Below are 14171 nucleotides of genomic sequence, written 5' to 3'. Positions count from 1 at the left end.
TGCCAGGCTCACCACATTCGGGTATAATCGGCGCCCATTAACCCACCCCTTCGGGATGGGAGCAACACAGTGCAGGAGAGAAGTTATGCCTCAGATGGCCCCCGTAATGACAATTGATGGCCCCAGTGGTGCAGGTAAAGGCACCTTGTGTCAGCTGCTTGCTGAGAAGCTGGGTTGGCACTTGCTGGACTCGGGCGCCATCTATCGGGTGTTGTCCCTGGCCGCCCTGCATCACGATGTAGAGCTGGACAGTGAAGCCTCACTGGTACCGCTGGCCGCCAATCTGGATGTGCAATTTCAGGTTGAGGGCGATCTGGTCAAGGTGATCCTGGAAGGGGAAGATGTCTCCCGCACCATCCGCACCGAAGAAGTGGGTAATGCTGCCAGTAAAATCGCCGCCTTCCCTCGGGTGCGCGAAGCATTGTTGCGCCGTCAGCGTGCTTTTCGTCAGGCCCCGGGTCTGATTGCCGATGGTCGTGATATGGGCACAGTTGTTTTCCCCGAGGCCGAGGTGAAGATTTTCCTCGACGCCAGTGCCGAAGAACGGGCCCAGCGTCGCTATAAGCAGTTGCAAGATAAGGGCTTTGATGTTAACTTTGAGCGTCTTTTAACCGAGATTCGGGAACGTGACGATCGCGACAGAAATCGCGCTACTGCACCCCTGAAACCGGCAGAAGATGCTCTGGTGGTAGACTCTACCGCTATGACCATAGATGAAGTGCTGGCAACAGTACTCGCCTATGCAGAGCAACAACTTGGTGATGCCAGCGCAAGCTGACATCCGGTCGTCTGCACCAAGGATGGCGCAGATTATTTAAAACAGCCCCGCTTGTGCCGGATTGCAAGTGGATGTTTCATTTGTGACATAAACAATGATCGAATCTTTTGCTCAACTCTTTGAAGAGTCCCTGAACGCCGTTGAAACCCGTCAAGGTTCCATCGTCAAGGGTACTGTCGTTGCTATCGAGAACGGTTTCGTACTGGTTGACGCCGGTCTGAAATCCGAGTCCGCTATCCCGGCTGAAGAATTCAAGAACGCCATGGGCGAGCTGGAAATCAACGTCGGCGACACCGTTGACGTGGCTCTGGACTCTATCGAAGATGGTTTCGGCGAAACCAAGCTGTCCCGCGAAAAAGCCAAGCGCCACGAAGCCTGGCTGCAGCTTGAGAAGGCTTACGAAGAGCAAGCTACCGTTATCGGTATCATCAACGGCAAGGTCAAGGGTGGTTTCACCGTTGAACTGAACGGCATCCGTGCCTTCCTGCCGGGTTCTCTGGTTGACGTGCGTCCGATCCGTGACACCGCTCACCTGGAAAACAAAGAACTCGAGTTCAAAGTCATCAAGCTGGACCAGAAGCGCAACAACGTTGTTGTTTCCCGTCGTGCCGTGATCGAGACCGAGAACACCTCCGAGCGCGAAAGCCTGCTGGCTAACCTGCAAGAAGGTCAAGAAGTTAAGGGTATCGTCAAGAACCTGACCGACTACGGTGCATTCGTAGATCTGGGCGGTGTTGACGGCCTGCTGCACATCACCGACATGGCGTGGAAGCGCGTTAAGCATCCTTCCGAAATCGTCAACGTTGGCGACGAGATCGCTGTCAAGGTTCTGAAGTTCGACCGCGAGCGTACCCGCGTATCCCTGGGTCTGAAGCAGCTGGGCGAAGATCCTTGGGTTGCTATCGCCAAGCGTTACCCGGAGACCACCCGTCTGTCTGGCCGCGTGACCAACCTGACCGACTACGGCTGCTTCGTTGAAATCGAAGAAGGCGTTGAAGGCCTGGTACACGTATCCGAGATGGATTGGACCAACAAGAACATCCACCCGTCCAAAGTTGTTAACGTTGGCGACGTGGTTGACGTGATGGTTCTGGACATCGACGAAGAGCGTCGTCGTATCTCCCTGGGTCTGAAGCAGTGCAAATCCAACCCGTGGCAGCTGTTTGCCGAAACTCACGCCAAAGGCGACCGTGTTTCCGGCAAGATCAAGTCCATCACTGACTTCGGTATCTTCATCGGTCTGGATGGCGGCATCGACGGCCTGGTTCACCTGTCTGACATCTCCTGGAACAACCAGGGCGAAGAAGCCGTGCGTGAATTCAAGAAAGGCGACGAGATCGAAGCCGTTGTTCTGCAAGTGGATCCGGAGCGTGAGCGCATCTCCCTGGGTGTCAAGCAGATCGAAGAAGACCCGTTCAACAAGTACCTGGCTGACAACAAGAAAGGTGCTATCGTGAAGGGTAAGGTTACCGAGGTTGATGCCAAAGGTGCCGTTATCGAACTGGCTGATGGCGTAGAAGGCTACCTGCGTGCCTCCGACGCTGCTCGTGACCGTGTAGAAGACGCCACTCTGGTGCTGTCTGTTGGTGACGAAGTTGAAGCTAAATTCATGGGCGTTGATCGTAAGAACCGCACCGTAAGCCTGTCTGTCCGTGCCAAGGACGAGGCTGATGAGCGTGTTGCTATCGATAACCTGAACCAACAAGAAGAAGTTGTGTTCAGCAATGCTATGATGGAAGCGTTCAAAGCCGCCAAGGGTGAGTAATCCTTGATGCAAGAAAAGGGCGGCATTGCGCCGCCCTTTTTTATCCTGGCAAAATGAATATTGCATGTGATCGGGGAAGGAGATTTAACGTTATGACCAAATCAGATCTCATCGAACAACTGGCAGCCAGCCGCATGCATATGCCGGCCAAGGATGTCGAAGCCGCCATCAAGGAGATCCTTGAGCAGATGGCGTCGACCTTGCAAAACGGCGACCGGATTGAAATCCGCGGATTTGGCAGTTTTTCACTGCACTATCGTGCGCCCCGTGTGGGCCGCAACCCCAAGACTGGGGACAAGGTTGAACTGACCGGGAAATATGTCCCGCACTTCAAACCTGGTAAAGAGTTGCGCGAGCGCGTCAACATCATTGAATAATGCAGAAATGGGCATACCTCGGGTATGCCTTTTTTCTTTTTGGCACCGATTCCTGTGCCAATCATCTTGTTTCTTAAACTCTTTTCCCATTCACTCTAGAGTCTGCCTGCGATTTTAAGGATAATCAGCCTCTCATTAGATACTGACAGGGAGCTCTTATGAAGCGTATTTTGGCCCTCATTCCGCTGGTGTTGGTGTTTGTTCTGACCCTGGCGCTGGGCTCACAAAATGGCCAGCTGGTTCAGTTCAATTACCTGATCGCTCAGGGTGAGTTTTCGCTTGCCATGCTGTTGGGCTTCTTTTTCGCTGGCGGTTTTTTACTGGGCTGGCTGGTATTCGGCCTGCTGTTCCTGCGCCTGAAAATGCAAAACCGCACTCTCAACCGTACCATGCGTCGTCAATCCCGCGAGTTGGAGCTGGCCCGGTCACCGGGTAAGGAATAATGTTCCTCAATGCTTGAACTGCTTTTCCTGCTGTTGCCCATCGCCGCCGGTTATGGCTGGTACATGGGTCGCAGGAGTGTTCGCCAGGACACCCAAAAACAGAGTAACCAGTTTTCCCGCCAGTATGTGGCGGGCCTCAACTATTTGCTGTCCGATGAATCCGACAAGGCGGTGGATCTCTTTATCCAACTGCTTGAGGTGGACAGTGAAACCATCGAAACACACCTCTCCCTCGGCAACCTGTTTCGCCAGCGTGGGGAGGTAGATCGTGCCATCAAGATCCACCAGAACCTGGTAACCCGCCAACTGACCCGGGAGCAGCGCCAGCTTGCTCTGCAGGAGCTTGCGCGCGACTTTTTGGCTGCTGGTCTGCTGGACCGAGCGGAAGCGCTCTGGAATGAGCTGTGTGATGACAGCGACTATGAAGAGACGGCGCTGGCACAGCTGTTGATCATCCATCAGCAGTTGCGGGATTGGGATAAGGCCATCGATGTGGCGGTTCGTCTGCAAAAATTCCAGGGCAAGAAGCTGGCCGACCCCATCTCCCATTTCTATTGCGAGCAAGCCGAGATCGCGCTGCGTGAGGGCAATAAAGGGGAGGGGCTAGCCAAGCTCAAACGGGCGCTCAGTATCAATCCGGCATGTGCCCGAGCCAGTTTGCGCCTCGCTGAGCTCGCCATGGCAGAGGGGGAGTATGAGCAGGCCAGCAAGGAGCTGCTGCGGGTGTTCGAGCAGGATATCGACTTTGCCTCCGAGGCAATGCCCAAATTGCTCGAGTGCTATCAGCAGTTGGGCCGCACGCCTGCGTTGATCCCGCTGCTTGAGAAGGCAGTGGAAGATCACGCCGGTGTCAGCGTGACCCTGGCTCTTGCCAAGCTGGTTGAAGAGCGTGATGGCCTGAGCCAGGCCCGTTCGCTGGTGTTGCGTCAGCTGCGTCGTCATCCGTCGATGAAAGGTTTTTACCAGCTGGTGGGTTTTCAGCTGGCCAGTGCGGAAGAGGGGCCTGCCAAGGAGAGCCTCGAACTGCTGCAACAGCTGGTCGGCGAGCAGATAAAAATCAAGTCAACCCACAAGTGTCGGCAGTGCGGCTTTGCCACTCACTCGTTGTTCTGGCAGTGCCCGTCTTGTCGCCAGTGGGGTTCCATCAAGCCGATCCGCGGTCTGGACGGTGAATAACAAAGCAATAGGATGTGAGATGCAAGATCCCAAAGTACTGGTAGCGCTGGATTATCAGCACGAGGCAGATGCCTTAGCGTTCGTTGAACGTATCTCTCCGGCCCAGTGCCGTCTCAAGGTAGGCAAGGAGATGTTTACCCTGTTTGGCCCGCAGTTTGTACGTCAGCTGGTGGCCAAGGGATTCGATGTCTTTCTGGATCTGAAGTTTCACGATATTCCCAATACTGTTGCCAAAGCCGTGGCAGCCAGTGCCGAGCTCGGTGTCTGGATGGTTAACGTGCATGCCAGTGGTGGTGAGCGGATGATGCGTGCCGCCAAAGAGGCGCTGCTGCCTTATGGCGACAAGGCCCCCCTGCTTATCGGCGTGACCGTGCTGACCAGCATGGAGCAGTCCGACATGATCCCCCTCGGGTTGGATGTGAGCCCGGCCGAGCAGGTGATCCGGCTGGCTACCTTGACCAAAGCATCTGGGCTGGATGGGGTGGTCTGCTCCGCCAACGAGGCCCATGAGCTGAAAGCCTTGCTGGGCACCGATTTCAAGCTGGTGACCCCGGGGATTCGCCCGACCGGTTCTGAGGTGGGGGATCAGCGCCGGGTGATGACACCCAAAGCGGCGGTCGAGGCGGGTTCCGATTATCTGGTTATCGGTCGCCCCATTACGCAGGCTGCCGATCCGGCCGCCATGCTGGCCAGCATCAATGCCGAGCTGGCTGGTGCGTAACGGGCTCACTCAGTGATACGCGGTGCAGGCCGAGCAACAGGCCTGCACTGGCCCCGATAAGATGAGAGCCGATGTGTACCCTGGCATTGATCAGGGTGGATATCGGGCTCTCTCCTGCATTGTAGAAGTCCATCGCCAGCTTGAGCCCCATCCCTGCCAATAGTAGCCAGCCCGACGTGCGGCGTCCGTGGCGGATATCCTGCATTGCCCCCCAGACAAACAGACCATGCAGCGAGCCGGATAGCCCCATGTACCACTGGGTCTGCGGGCACCACCACCAGATCCCCAAGCCCACTGCCAACCAGAGCAGCAACATCAGCAGCGGCAGGCGAGCCCCACTCAGATAGTCGCGAAACAGGCTATAGAGGATGGCGAGGCCGCCCAGATTGAGCAGCAGGTGCCACAGATTGGTATGAGCCAGATTGCCTGTTATGATCCGCCACCCTTCGCCCCCGGCGATCAAGGGCCGATCGAAGGAGAGCTGAAGATTGGGAACGGTAAAGAAGAGTAGCAAGCTGGTGAGAGAGAGCGTGATAACCCAGAGCAATCCAGATTTGTCTGACAACATGAAACAGTCCAACGACAAGAAAAGTCGATACTGTACACGTTGCACCCGAGCCCTCAAAGCCTGCCTGTGCGATTATATTGTGCCGGTTGACAATCACACGCCCCTCTACATCTTGCAGCACCCCAACGAGGTGGCACATCCCAAGGGGACTGCGGCGCTGTTGGCAGCCTCTTTGCAACAGTGCGAGATCCATGTGGGGGAGGACTTTTCCCGCGATGAGTGGCTCAATGTGCTGCTGGCTGACCAATCCCGTCGTTATTATTTGCTTTGGCCGAATGAGGATGCCATTTCGCTGACCGATCTTCGCCAACAGTGGGAGAGTGAATCCTCTGGCTCCGCATCCATCGCCTTTATCTTGCTCGACGGCACCTGGCGCAAAGCCTATCGCATGTTGCAGAGCAACCCGGCACTGGCCCGCTTGCACCGCATCGGCATTGGTGCCATTGCCGGTCAATATGCCATTCGCAAGAAACCCTTTCCCGATGCCCTCTCTACCATAGAGGCGGGCTATCACCTCTTGTCCCGGTGGGAGGGGAGGCCGGAGCACTATGCGCCCTTGCTGACCCTGTTTAACCGGTTGAATACCCAGTGGCAGGACTTTGCCGAAGGCCGCCGCGCGTGACATTTGAAGGAGTTATCAATATGAAAAAAGCAGTCGTGGTTTTCAGTGGCGGTCAGGACAGCACCACCTGTCTGGTACAGGCATTGGCTCAGTATGATGAAGTGCACGCCATCACCTTCGACTATGGCCAGCGCCATCGGGAAGAGATCGACACCGCGCGTCGTCTGGGCAGTGCTCTGGGGATCGCCGCCCACAAGGTGATGGATATGACGCTGCTCAATGAGCTGGCGGTCTCTGCCCTGACTCGTGACGACATCCCGGTCAGCTGCGAGCTGCAGGATAATGGCCTGCCCAACACCTTCGTGCCGGGTCGCAATATCCTGTTCCTGACCCTGGCTTCCATCTATGCCTATCAGGTGGGCGCCGAAGCTGTGATCACCGGTGTCTGCGAGACCGACTTCTCCGGCTATCCCGATTGCCGTGACGAGTTCGTCAAGGCTCTCAATCAGGCGGTGTCGCTGGGGTTGGATCGCGGCATCCGTTTTGAAACTCCCTTGATGTGGCTCGACAAGGCCGAGACCTGGGCTCTGGCGGATCACTATGGTCACCTCGACACGGTGCGCCAGCAGACCCTGACCTGCTACAACGGCATTGCCGGTGACGGTTGCGGCACGTGTCCTGCGTGTGAACTGCGCAGTCGCGGCCTGAACAACTATCTGGCCGACAAGGCGGGCATCATGGCCAGACTGTTTGAGAAAACCGGGCTGGGCGAGAAAAGCGCAGAGTGAGCCTGCGTCTTGCCGTAGCTTGGGGTATAATCCGCGACTTTTGCAACAAGCCGTGATCGAGATGCACTACCCAATCAACGAGATTTTCCAGACCATCCAGGGGGAGGGCATCTTTACCGGCCTGCCCGCCATCTTTGTTCGCCTGCAGGGTTGCCCGGTGGGCTGCCCCTGGTGCGATACCCGTCATACCTGGGTTGTTGATCCGGCTCGCGAAGTGGGTAAGGAGGCGGTGCTGGATCGCTCCAACGAATCCGATTGCTGGAGCCAACTCAGCACCGCGCAGATTATTAAGAGCTTTACCGACCTGGGTTATCAGGCGCGCCATGTGGTGATCACCGGTGGCGAGCCCTGCCTCTACGATCTGCACGAACTCTCGTCAGCCCTGCTGGCGGCGGGTTATCAGGTGCAGATTGAAACCAGTGGCACCAGCGAGATCAAGACTCATGAGCAGACCTGGGTAACAGTCTCCCCCAAGATCGGTATGAAAGGGGGGCTGCCTGTGCTGGTCTCGGCGCTGGAACGGGCCAACGAGATCAAGCATCCGGTGGCCACCGAGCACCATATTGAAGAGCTGGATACGCTGCTCGCTACTGCTACCCTGCGCCCGGACGTGGTCATTGCCTTGCAGCCGATCAGCCAGAAACCAAGGGCCACCCAATTGGCGATGGATATCTGTATCGCGCGTAACTGGCGACTCTCAATCCAGACTCATAAATATCTGGATATTGATTAATATGGATTGGCTATCCGACGAGCAGGTGCTGCTGACCCTGACCAACAAGATGCCTTACGGTAAATATCAGGGGCGGCGTATCATCGATATTCCCGAGCCCTATCTGGTGTGGATGGCGCGCAGCGGTTTTCCTGCGGGTAAATTGGGTCAGACGCTGGCGTTGGCTTACGAAATCAAACTCAATGGACTCGAGTCCATGATTATTCCCATTATTAACAGGATGTCGGTATGAGAATATATACGAGGCAGGGCGACAAGGGCATGACCCGGCTGGCCGATGGTATCCAGTTGCCAAAGGATCATTTGCGGGTCGAGACCTACGGTTATATCGATGAGCTCAACTCCCATATTGGCTTGCTGATTTGTGACGTCCCATCGCAAGAAGTCAGCTTATTGGCTGATTTACAGCTGTTGCAACAGGAGTTGTTTGATCTGGGGGGGGAGTTGTCATTCTCCAGCGACGCCCAGAATGAATCAATTTGGCAAGTTAATGCCGCCTGGACCACTCGCCTTGAACAGCAGATAGATCGTTATAGTGAGCCATTGCCGCCGCTGCGCCAATTTATATTGCCCGGTGGTTCCCGTGCCGCGGCGCAAGCGCATGTGGTGCGTACTCTGGTGCGTCATTGCGAGCGCTTGCTGCTGACATTGAGCCGGGAAGAGCGGGTCAATCCCGAGGTGCTGCCCTATCTGAACCGGATGAGTGACTGGTTCTTTACCGTTGCCCGCTATCTCATCTGCGTGGCAGGGGATCGTGAAGTGCTGTGGGTCAAGGCAGCAGATCGCCCGCAATCAGCTATCTGATATTTCACGTTTAAGCAGCAATAAAAAACCTCGCCTTGGCGAGGTTTTTTATTAGCAACGAGATTGAGATCAAATAGCAAAGTCTTCCAGTGATTTGCCTGCTGCCACTGCGCTGGCAATAGCCGAAGGCATACGGCCCTGGCCAGTCCAGGTTTTCTCTACGCCATTATCCTGATAGCGATATTTGGCTGGCCGTGGTGCCCGCTTTGTTTTTTCGGTCTTGCCAGATGTTGTTGCAACGGCATTGACCAGCTCGGCCGGGTCAATACCGGCGGCTTTGAGCATTTCGCTATATTCGTTAATTTTCCGCAGATGCTCTTCACGGGCCTGACGCTCGGCAGCTTCATCCTGCTGACGTTCAGCAACGATAGTAGAGAGTTTTTCCAGTGCCTCTTCCAGTTGTTCCAGAGAAAGCTCGCGGCAGGTCGCACGCAGACTGCGGATATTAAGCAGTACCTTTAAAAATTCATTCATAGGAGTTACCACGTCGAGTCAGAGAAAAATATTATGTTCCAGATGATTCTTGCTTGGTGATTTAAATAAGTCAAGCCGGGTTAAATATTATATCCGTGGGGAACATCAATACAGATATTTAATATGGCCTGCAATAGGCTTGATGATTGGATGCCAATGAGGCCGTAGTAGGTGAAAATAGCGTCAAAGCTGGCGTTGTTGCATCATTTGACTACCATTTTCCGACCTTGATTTGTTTATTATGATTATTTAATCAAAAAACTTGCTATAAGCTGCCATCTCGATAAAATGTGCGGCGAATACCTTTAAGTAGAGGCGCGCTGCCTATGAGTATTTGTGCGGAGGGTGATGCCTGTGATGCACAAGGAAAGGAGTCAGCGCCGAAGTGGCCAGGCCATCATACCGGGCTGCTGGTTCTGCATCTAATAGGTGCAGGACTGCCATAGTCATCCACTATGGAGCGCTACCTGAAGGGGCTGAGGAGTATGACCTCCCCATAGGTTTTGTTTCTTTAGATCCTCTCGGTAGATCTCCACCTGTAATCTTTAGGTGCAAAGAGATCATGGACATTAGTCATTTCGCCGACTCCGGTTGGTCCGTTCTTCCCCCCCTGTTGGCTGTCGCGCTGGCGATCATGACCCGCCGCGTGCTGCTGTCCCTTGGTGTGGGCATCGTCACCGGCAGTTTGCTGCTCAATCAGTTTTCACCCCTCGAATCCCTGCATTACATGTTGAATACCGTGCTCAAGATCTTCTGGGTCGATGGCGCGCTCAATCGTGACAATGTCAACATGATCCTGTTTATGCTGCTGCTGGGTGGCCTCATCAGCCTGATGAGCGTCTCCGGGGCGACCCGTGCCTTTGCCGAGTGGGCCGAGCGTCGTGCCAAGACCCGCAAGGGCGCCAAAGCCCTGACTGGCATGATGGTGTTTGCCTTCTTTATCGATGACTTCTTCCACAGCCTGTCGGTGGGGGCAATCTGCCGTCCGGTGACCGACCGCTTCCAGATCTCCCGTGCCAAACTGGCCTATCTGCTGGACTCCACCGCGGCGCCGGTCTGCGTGCTGATGCCCATCTCCTCTTGGGGCGCCTATATCATCGCTCTGGTTGGCGGCATCATGGCGGCACACGGTCTAACTGAACAGAGCCCCATCGCGGCATTTGTCGAGATGATCCCGATGAACCTCTACGCCGTCTTCACCCTGATCATGGTGCTGGTGGTGATTGCATTCCAACTCGACATCGGCCCGATGCGTCAACACGAAGCGTGGGCGCTGGAAGGCAAGCTGTGGGATGAGTCCAAGGGCCGCCCCATCGGTCTGGATATGGAGAGCCCGGAAGAGAGCAACGGCGGCATGATCGACATGGTACTGCCGATCCTGACCCTGACCGCCGCCACCATCTATTTCATGATTGATTCCGGTGCTGCGGTGCTGAACGAGAAGGGGCTGCCGTTCAGCGTGCTCGGCTCGTTCGAAAATACCAACGTCGGCTCCTCGCTGGTTTACGGTGCCCTGTGCAGTCTGGTGGTCTCCATCGGTCTGGCCATGCGCCTGAAGCTGGGTGCCAAAAACTGGATCAAGGCCGCGCCGCAAGGTGTCATGGCCATGCTGCCAGCCATCAACATCCTGCTGTTTGCCTGGACCATAGGTGCCGTGGTGCGCGACGTGGAGACCGGCAAGTACCTGGCTTCGTTGGCTAACGGTAACCTGCCGATCGAAGTGCTACCTGCCGTGGTCTTTATCCTCTCCTGTGCCATGGCGTTTGCTACCGGTACCAGCTGGGGTACCTTCGGCATCATGCTGCCGCTGGCCGGTGACATGGCCGCCGCCAGCGACATCAGCCTGATGTTGCCGATGCTGGCGGCGGTACTGGCTGGCTCGGTGTTCGGGGATCACAGCTCACCCATCTCCAGCACCAGCATCCTCTCTGCCACCGGTGCCGGTTGCCATCACATCGATCACGTGATGACCCAGCTGCCCTATGCACTGGCCATCGCCTTCGGTGCGGCCATCGGTTACCTGGCAATGGGCTTGATGCACTCCAGCCTGGCCGGTTTCAGCGTCAGCGCCCTCTGGTTCGTGCTCTTTACCAGCTATCACCTGAAAAAGGCCAAAGCGCGGCCAGAGCTGGCCACCGCGTAACATTTATAGAGCAAGGGGCCCGCGGGCCCCTTGGTTTTGTCAGGGGCTTTGGTTAGCATGCGCCCCATAAATTCAGTTTCGGAACAGTATCATGGCTTCACTGCACTACAAATTTGCCACCATGAATTCAGGCAAATCCACCCAGCTCATTCAGGCGCACTTCAACTATCTGGAGCGGGGCATGCATCCTCTGGCGATGACGCCAGCCATCGATGACCGTTTCGGGGTCGGGGTGATCAGTGCCCGGGTTGGCCTTGAACTGAAGGTGGACGTGTTCAGCGACAGCTGCGATCTGTTTGAAATGGTGAAAGAGCGCCATGCGAAGAAACATATCGATGTTTTCATCGTGGACGAGGCCCAGTTCCTGACCCGTGAGCAGGTCTACCAGCTGGCCCGCATCGTCGATGAGCAGGATATTCCGGTGATGGCCTATGGCCTCAAGACCGATTTTCGCGGCGAGCTGTTCCCCGGTTCCTACCATCTGCTCTGTCTTGCCGACAAGTTTGAAGAGCTGAAGAGCATCTGCTGGTGTGGCAACAAGGCTCACATGAACTCCCGGGTCAATGAAGCGGGGCAGGTGATGCGTGATGGCGAACAGGTGGAGATCGGCGGCAACGATCGCTATGTGTCACTCTGTCGCAAACACTATCTGGAAGGTCGGGCCTACAAGTAATTCGGCTGCGATATCTGAATAGTCGAGAAGGGCGCCAATCTGGCGCCCTTTTTATTTTCCCCAACTTGTATCGCTGTGGTTCAGTCGATCTCGATATCCACCGGCGCAATGATGGGGTCGGCCACCGGCAGGCGTTGAAACAGCTGGCGAAAATGGTGCTGTACCCGGCCTATATCGACCAGTGACATGCCGGAGGCAAAACCGAACCAGACATAGAGGCCGGTGAGATCGCGAAACATCGGCGGCAAATAGCGGGGGGCGGCAATCAGCCCCTCCAGATAGTGCTGATAGAGCACCGGAATGTCATCCAGTGTCACCTTGCCGACAAACAGCATCGGCAGGATCTCGGGCACCCCTTCCAGCACGGCGCTGCGGATAAAGTTGACCGTCTCCACATAGCCACGCACGTAGGAGAGATCCTTGGTAAAGCAGGCGCCGCCGTCCACCATGCCGCCACGAAAGACCCGCTGGGTGATCTTGTAGGCGTCGTGCTCGCTGGTGCCCTGCTGCACGAAGTGCTGAAACACCTCGATAAAATCGGCGCCGCGCTCGGCCATGTCGATGGCCATCACCCGATCGGAGATGCGCTTGGCCCGATCCGGAAAGGAGCTGAAGGTGAGGGTCTCTATCAGGACGGCCAGCCCCTCCTGACAGGCGGTGATCCGCGGTGAACCGGCGCTCAGCCAGGTGGCATAGGGCTGCTGGCGACCGTTGAGGGTGGTGCCGACATGGACCCACCCCTCGTGCACCTCCAGTACCTGCAAGTCCAGCTCGGAGAAACGGGCGTGGGAGTTGAGCTTGATGTAGTCACCACCGGCCGCTGCGTCGGAGACGATGCCATCGCTCAGCTTCACCTGCACTGTGCCGTCACTGAAGTAGCTCGACAGCTTGCCCTGCAGTTTGGCGACTGCCGCTTCTCCTTCGAACTCCTTGGGGTAGGGGCGCACTAGATGGCGCGCACCGGGCAGGGAGAAGATATCGCACAGGCGGGCGCCTAGCTCCTTGAGGGTCTTGCGATCCCCGCGCAGGTGATCGCTGGCAGAGCCATAAAGCAGCTGGCTGTAACGCTGAAAATCGGGTTGGCCGCGTTGGCGCAGCATCTCGATCACCACCATGTACTGATCGACCGTCTCTTGCAGGATCCGGCCAAGATCGTCCTGTGGCCCCAGTTTTCTGCGGATCCGGTCCCGCAGCTCCCTGAGCTCCAGATACTTGTTGCGCGGATCGAAGCCGAGGGGGAGGGCATCATAGAAGTGCCTGTCGATAGCGGGCAGCTCCCTGCCACCGCTTGCCAGAAAGCGATCCTGCAGATGGCGTGGCCATTTGATGGCATCCAGAATGCGGATGGGTTTTTGCAGGGTGAGTAGCTCATCCGAGAGTGATTTCAGATGAAGGCGATACTTTTCTTGGATAGTCATGGGGCCCCCTGTGGGGCAAGCGTCATCGTGGATTTGGCTGAGTATATGCATAGCGCTTGCCAAAAAGAAGCGAGGCGCAGGGTTATCGGGTTGGCGTGCTTTTTGTTGATAGCAAATTGGTTTAGACTGCGCCCCTTGATCCCAATCTTGTCGTGGAAATGATGAATATCCCCAGCTCCGAAATGATAATGCGTTGGTTGCAACAGGCTCGTATCGAGCATTATGTCTGCGACCAGTGTCACGGTATCCACATTGTCTCTTTGCAGTCGGTCGATGGTATTCAGGAGAGCCGGATCTTCGTGGAAGAGGAAGGCCTGCTGTTCTCCTCCGAGCTGGAAGTGCGCCCCTCCGCAATGCTGCCGCTGGTTGCCGAACTGGGCCGACTCAATATGCAGTACCCCTCCCTCAAGGTGTTCCTCGATATCATCGATGACAACCTGCCGCGGCTGGTTGTCGGCCACACCGTCTTTACCAAGGCCGGACTCAGCGTCGAGCAGTTCCTGCTGTTCGTGCAAAGTACCATCGCTGCCACCCACGAACTGGTTGCCGAATGCGAACGTTCCGGTTTCCTCAACCTGCCGGAAATCCAGGTCGCACCGGAATCTGTGCATTAAGTGTTCGAACGGTTCGCCAGGTGAAAAAAGCCGTTGACGCGGGCGGGGCTTTCCCCTAAATTACGCCCCGTTCCAGCGCAACAGCGCAGCGAACACCGTGTTGGCTGAACACGTTAAACCACAGACAAAAATTT

The 14171-nt window shown here is 56.1% G+C and carries 17 protein-coding genes and 1 riboswitch; of the genes, 14 read left to right on the top strand and 3 right to left on the bottom strand.

The annotated features are described in order from the left end of the window. The first annotated feature begins 85 nt into the window (after nt 1-85). The 6 genes from cmk to pyrF all read left to right on the top strand — a co-directional run bounded on the left by cmk (nt 86) and on the right by pyrF (nt 5260). On the top strand, nt 86-778 hold the full coding sequence (gene cmk, locus G5253_RS09385) for a (d)CMP kinase (protein WP_019444698.1): 693 nt from the start codon (nt 86-88) through the stop codon (nt 776-778). A 94-nt stretch (nt 779-872) separates the two neighbouring features. Then, entirely contained in the window at nt 873-2543 is a 1671-nt protein-coding gene (gene rpsA / locus G5253_RS09380) for a 30S ribosomal protein S1 (RefSeq protein ID WP_005337148.1), read from the top strand. 92 nt (nt 2544-2635) lie between these two features. Then, complete coding sequence (ihfB, locus tag G5253_RS09375; protein WP_005299934.1) at nt 2636-2920, top strand: integration host factor subunit beta; 285 nt, start codon at nt 2636-2638, stop codon at nt 2918-2920. A gap of 158 nt (nt 2921-3078) precedes the next feature. Continuing rightward, entirely contained in the window at nt 3079-3363 is a 285-nt protein-coding gene (locus tag G5253_RS09370) for a LapA family protein (RefSeq protein ID WP_005337143.1), read from the top strand. Nucleotides 3364-3372: 9 nt separating this feature from the next. Next, entirely contained in the window at nt 3373-4539 is a 1167-nt protein-coding gene (lapB, locus tag G5253_RS09365; protein ID WP_005346478.1) for a lipopolysaccharide assembly protein LapB, read from the top strand. A 19-nt stretch (nt 4540-4558) separates the two neighbouring features. Next, entirely contained in the window at nt 4559-5260 is a 702-nt protein-coding gene (pyrF, locus tag G5253_RS09360; RefSeq protein WP_266135529.1) for an orotidine-5'-phosphate decarboxylase, read from the top strand. Here pyrF and rrtA read toward each other — a convergent pair. Beyond that, entirely contained in the window at nt 5235-5828 is a 594-nt protein-coding gene (rrtA, locus tag G5253_RS09355; protein ID WP_266135528.1) for a rhombosortase, read from the bottom strand. The two genes, pyrF and rrtA, sit on opposite strands and share 26 nt — an antisense overlap. Here rrtA and G5253_RS09350 point away from each other — a divergent pair. From G5253_RS09350 to G5253_RS09330, 5 genes are all read left to right on the top strand, one after another. Further along, complete coding sequence (locus tag G5253_RS09350; RefSeq protein ID WP_266135527.1) at nt 5827-6450, top strand: tRNA-uridine aminocarboxypropyltransferase; 624 nt, start codon at nt 5827-5829, stop codon at nt 6448-6450. The genes rrtA and G5253_RS09350 overlap by 2 nt on opposite strands. A gap of 20 nt (nt 6451-6470) precedes the next feature. Continuing rightward, nucleotides 6471-7178, top strand: a complete 708-nt coding sequence (queC, locus tag G5253_RS09345) for a 7-cyano-7-deazaguanine synthase QueC (protein ID WP_266135526.1) — start codon at nt 6471-6473, stop codon at nt 7176-7178. A 61-nt stretch (nt 7179-7239) separates the two neighbouring features. Then, a complete protein-coding gene (queE, locus tag G5253_RS09340) occupies nt 7240-7911 on the top strand; it encodes a 7-carboxy-7-deazaguanine synthase QueE (protein ID WP_266135525.1) in 672 nt (223 codons plus the stop codon). Nucleotide 7912: 1 nt separating this feature from the next. Further along, on the top strand, nt 7913-8143 hold the full coding sequence (locus G5253_RS09335; protein ID WP_005337126.1) for a DUF3820 family protein: 231 nt from the start codon (nt 7913-7915) through the stop codon (nt 8141-8143). Beyond that, complete coding sequence (locus tag G5253_RS09330; protein ID WP_266135524.1) at nt 8140-8715, top strand: cob(I)yrinic acid a,c-diamide adenosyltransferase; 576 nt, start codon at nt 8140-8142, stop codon at nt 8713-8715. Before G5253_RS09335 ends, G5253_RS09330 begins: the two co-directional genes overlap by 4 nt. Before the next feature lie 69 nt (nt 8716-8784). Here the strand turns inward: G5253_RS09330 and G5253_RS09325 are convergent, their stop codons facing one another. After that, nucleotides 8785-9189, bottom strand: coding sequence for an H-NS family nucleoid-associated regulatory protein (locus G5253_RS09325; RefSeq protein WP_043823568.1), 405 nt, complete (start codon nt 9187-9189; stop codon nt 8785-8787). A 302-nt stretch (nt 9190-9491) separates the two neighbouring features. Continuing rightward, nucleotides 9492-9663: riboswitch (Lysine riboswitch) on the top strand. 88 nt (nt 9664-9751) lie between these two features. Here G5253_RS09325 and G5253_RS09320 point away from each other — a divergent pair. Then, entirely contained in the window at nt 9752-11332 is a 1581-nt protein-coding gene (locus G5253_RS09320; protein WP_216962258.1) for a Na+/H+ antiporter NhaC family protein, read from the top strand. Between the two features lie 91 nt (nt 11333-11423). Next, on the top strand, nt 11424-12005 hold the full coding sequence (locus tag G5253_RS09315; protein WP_005337121.1) for a thymidine kinase: 582 nt from the start codon (nt 11424-11426) through the stop codon (nt 12003-12005). An 80-nt stretch (nt 12006-12085) separates the two neighbouring features. Here G5253_RS09315 and G5253_RS09310 read toward each other — a convergent pair whose 3' ends face one another. Beyond that, nucleotides 12086-13423, bottom strand: coding sequence for a flavohemoglobin expression-modulating QEGLA motif protein (locus G5253_RS09310; protein ID WP_266135523.1), 1338 nt, complete (start codon nt 13421-13423; stop codon nt 12086-12088). Between the two features lie 158 nt (nt 13424-13581). Between G5253_RS09310 and G5253_RS09305 the strand changes: the two genes are divergently transcribed. Further along, nucleotides 13582-14037, top strand: a complete 456-nt coding sequence (locus G5253_RS09305; RefSeq protein WP_005337119.1) for a YbjN domain-containing protein — start codon at nt 13582-13584, stop codon at nt 14035-14037. Nucleotides 14038-14171 lie beyond the last annotated feature (134 nt).

The organism is Aeromonas sp. 602658, from assembly GCF_049173005.1.
GTDB classification, from domain to species: Bacteria; Pseudomonadota; Gammaproteobacteria; order Enterobacterales; family Aeromonadaceae; genus Aeromonas; species Aeromonas veronii_A.
This window is presented reverse-complemented; position numbering and strand designations above follow the sequence as displayed.

Coding starts and splice junctions, on each gene's coding strand:
- cmk (WP_019444698.1), top strand. CDS start 86: ATGCCTCAGATGGCCCCCGTAATGACAATTGATGGCCCCAGTGGTGCA.
- rpsA (WP_005337148.1), top strand. CDS start 873: ATGATCGAATCTTTTGCTCAACTCTTTGAAGAGTCCCTGAACGCCGTT.
- ihfB (WP_005299934.1), top strand. CDS start 2,636: ATGACCAAATCAGATCTCATCGAACAACTGGCAGCCAGCCGCATGCAT.
- G5253_RS09370 (WP_005337143.1), top strand. CDS start 3,079: ATGAAGCGTATTTTGGCCCTCATTCCGCTGGTGTTGGTGTTTGTTCTG.
- lapB (WP_005346478.1), top strand. CDS start 3,373: ATGCTTGAACTGCTTTTCCTGCTGTTGCCCATCGCCGCCGGTTATGGC.
- pyrF (WP_266135529.1), top strand. CDS start 4,559: ATGCAAGATCCCAAAGTACTGGTAGCGCTGGATTATCAGCACGAGGCA.
- G5253_RS09350 (WP_266135527.1), top strand. CDS start 5,827: ATGAAACAGTCCAACGACAAGAAAAGTCGATACTGTACACGTTGCACC.
- rrtA (WP_266135528.1), bottom strand. CDS start 5,828: ATGTTGTCAGACAAATCTGGATTGCTCTGGGTTATCACGCTCTCTCTC.
- queC (WP_266135526.1), top strand. CDS start 6,471: ATGAAAAAAGCAGTCGTGGTTTTCAGTGGCGGTCAGGACAGCACCACC.
- queE (WP_266135525.1), top strand. CDS start 7,240: ATGCACTACCCAATCAACGAGATTTTCCAGACCATCCAGGGGGAGGGC.
- G5253_RS09335 (WP_005337126.1), top strand. CDS start 7,913: ATGGATTGGCTATCCGACGAGCAGGTGCTGCTGACCCTGACCAACAAG.
- G5253_RS09330 (WP_266135524.1), top strand. CDS start 8,140: ATGAGAATATATACGAGGCAGGGCGACAAGGGCATGACCCGGCTGGCC.
- G5253_RS09325 (WP_043823568.1), bottom strand. CDS start 9,189: ATGAATGAATTTTTAAAGGTACTGCTTAATATCCGCAGTCTGCGTGCG.
- G5253_RS09320 (WP_216962258.1), top strand. CDS start 9,752: ATGGACATTAGTCATTTCGCCGACTCCGGTTGGTCCGTTCTTCCCCCC.
- G5253_RS09315 (WP_005337121.1), top strand. CDS start 11,424: ATGGCTTCACTGCACTACAAATTTGCCACCATGAATTCAGGCAAATCC.
- G5253_RS09310 (WP_266135523.1), bottom strand. CDS start 13,423: ATGACTATCCAAGAAAAGTATCGCCTTCATCTGAAATCACTCTCGGAT.
- G5253_RS09305 (WP_005337119.1), top strand. CDS start 13,582: ATGATGAATATCCCCAGCTCCGAAATGATAATGCGTTGGTTGCAACAG.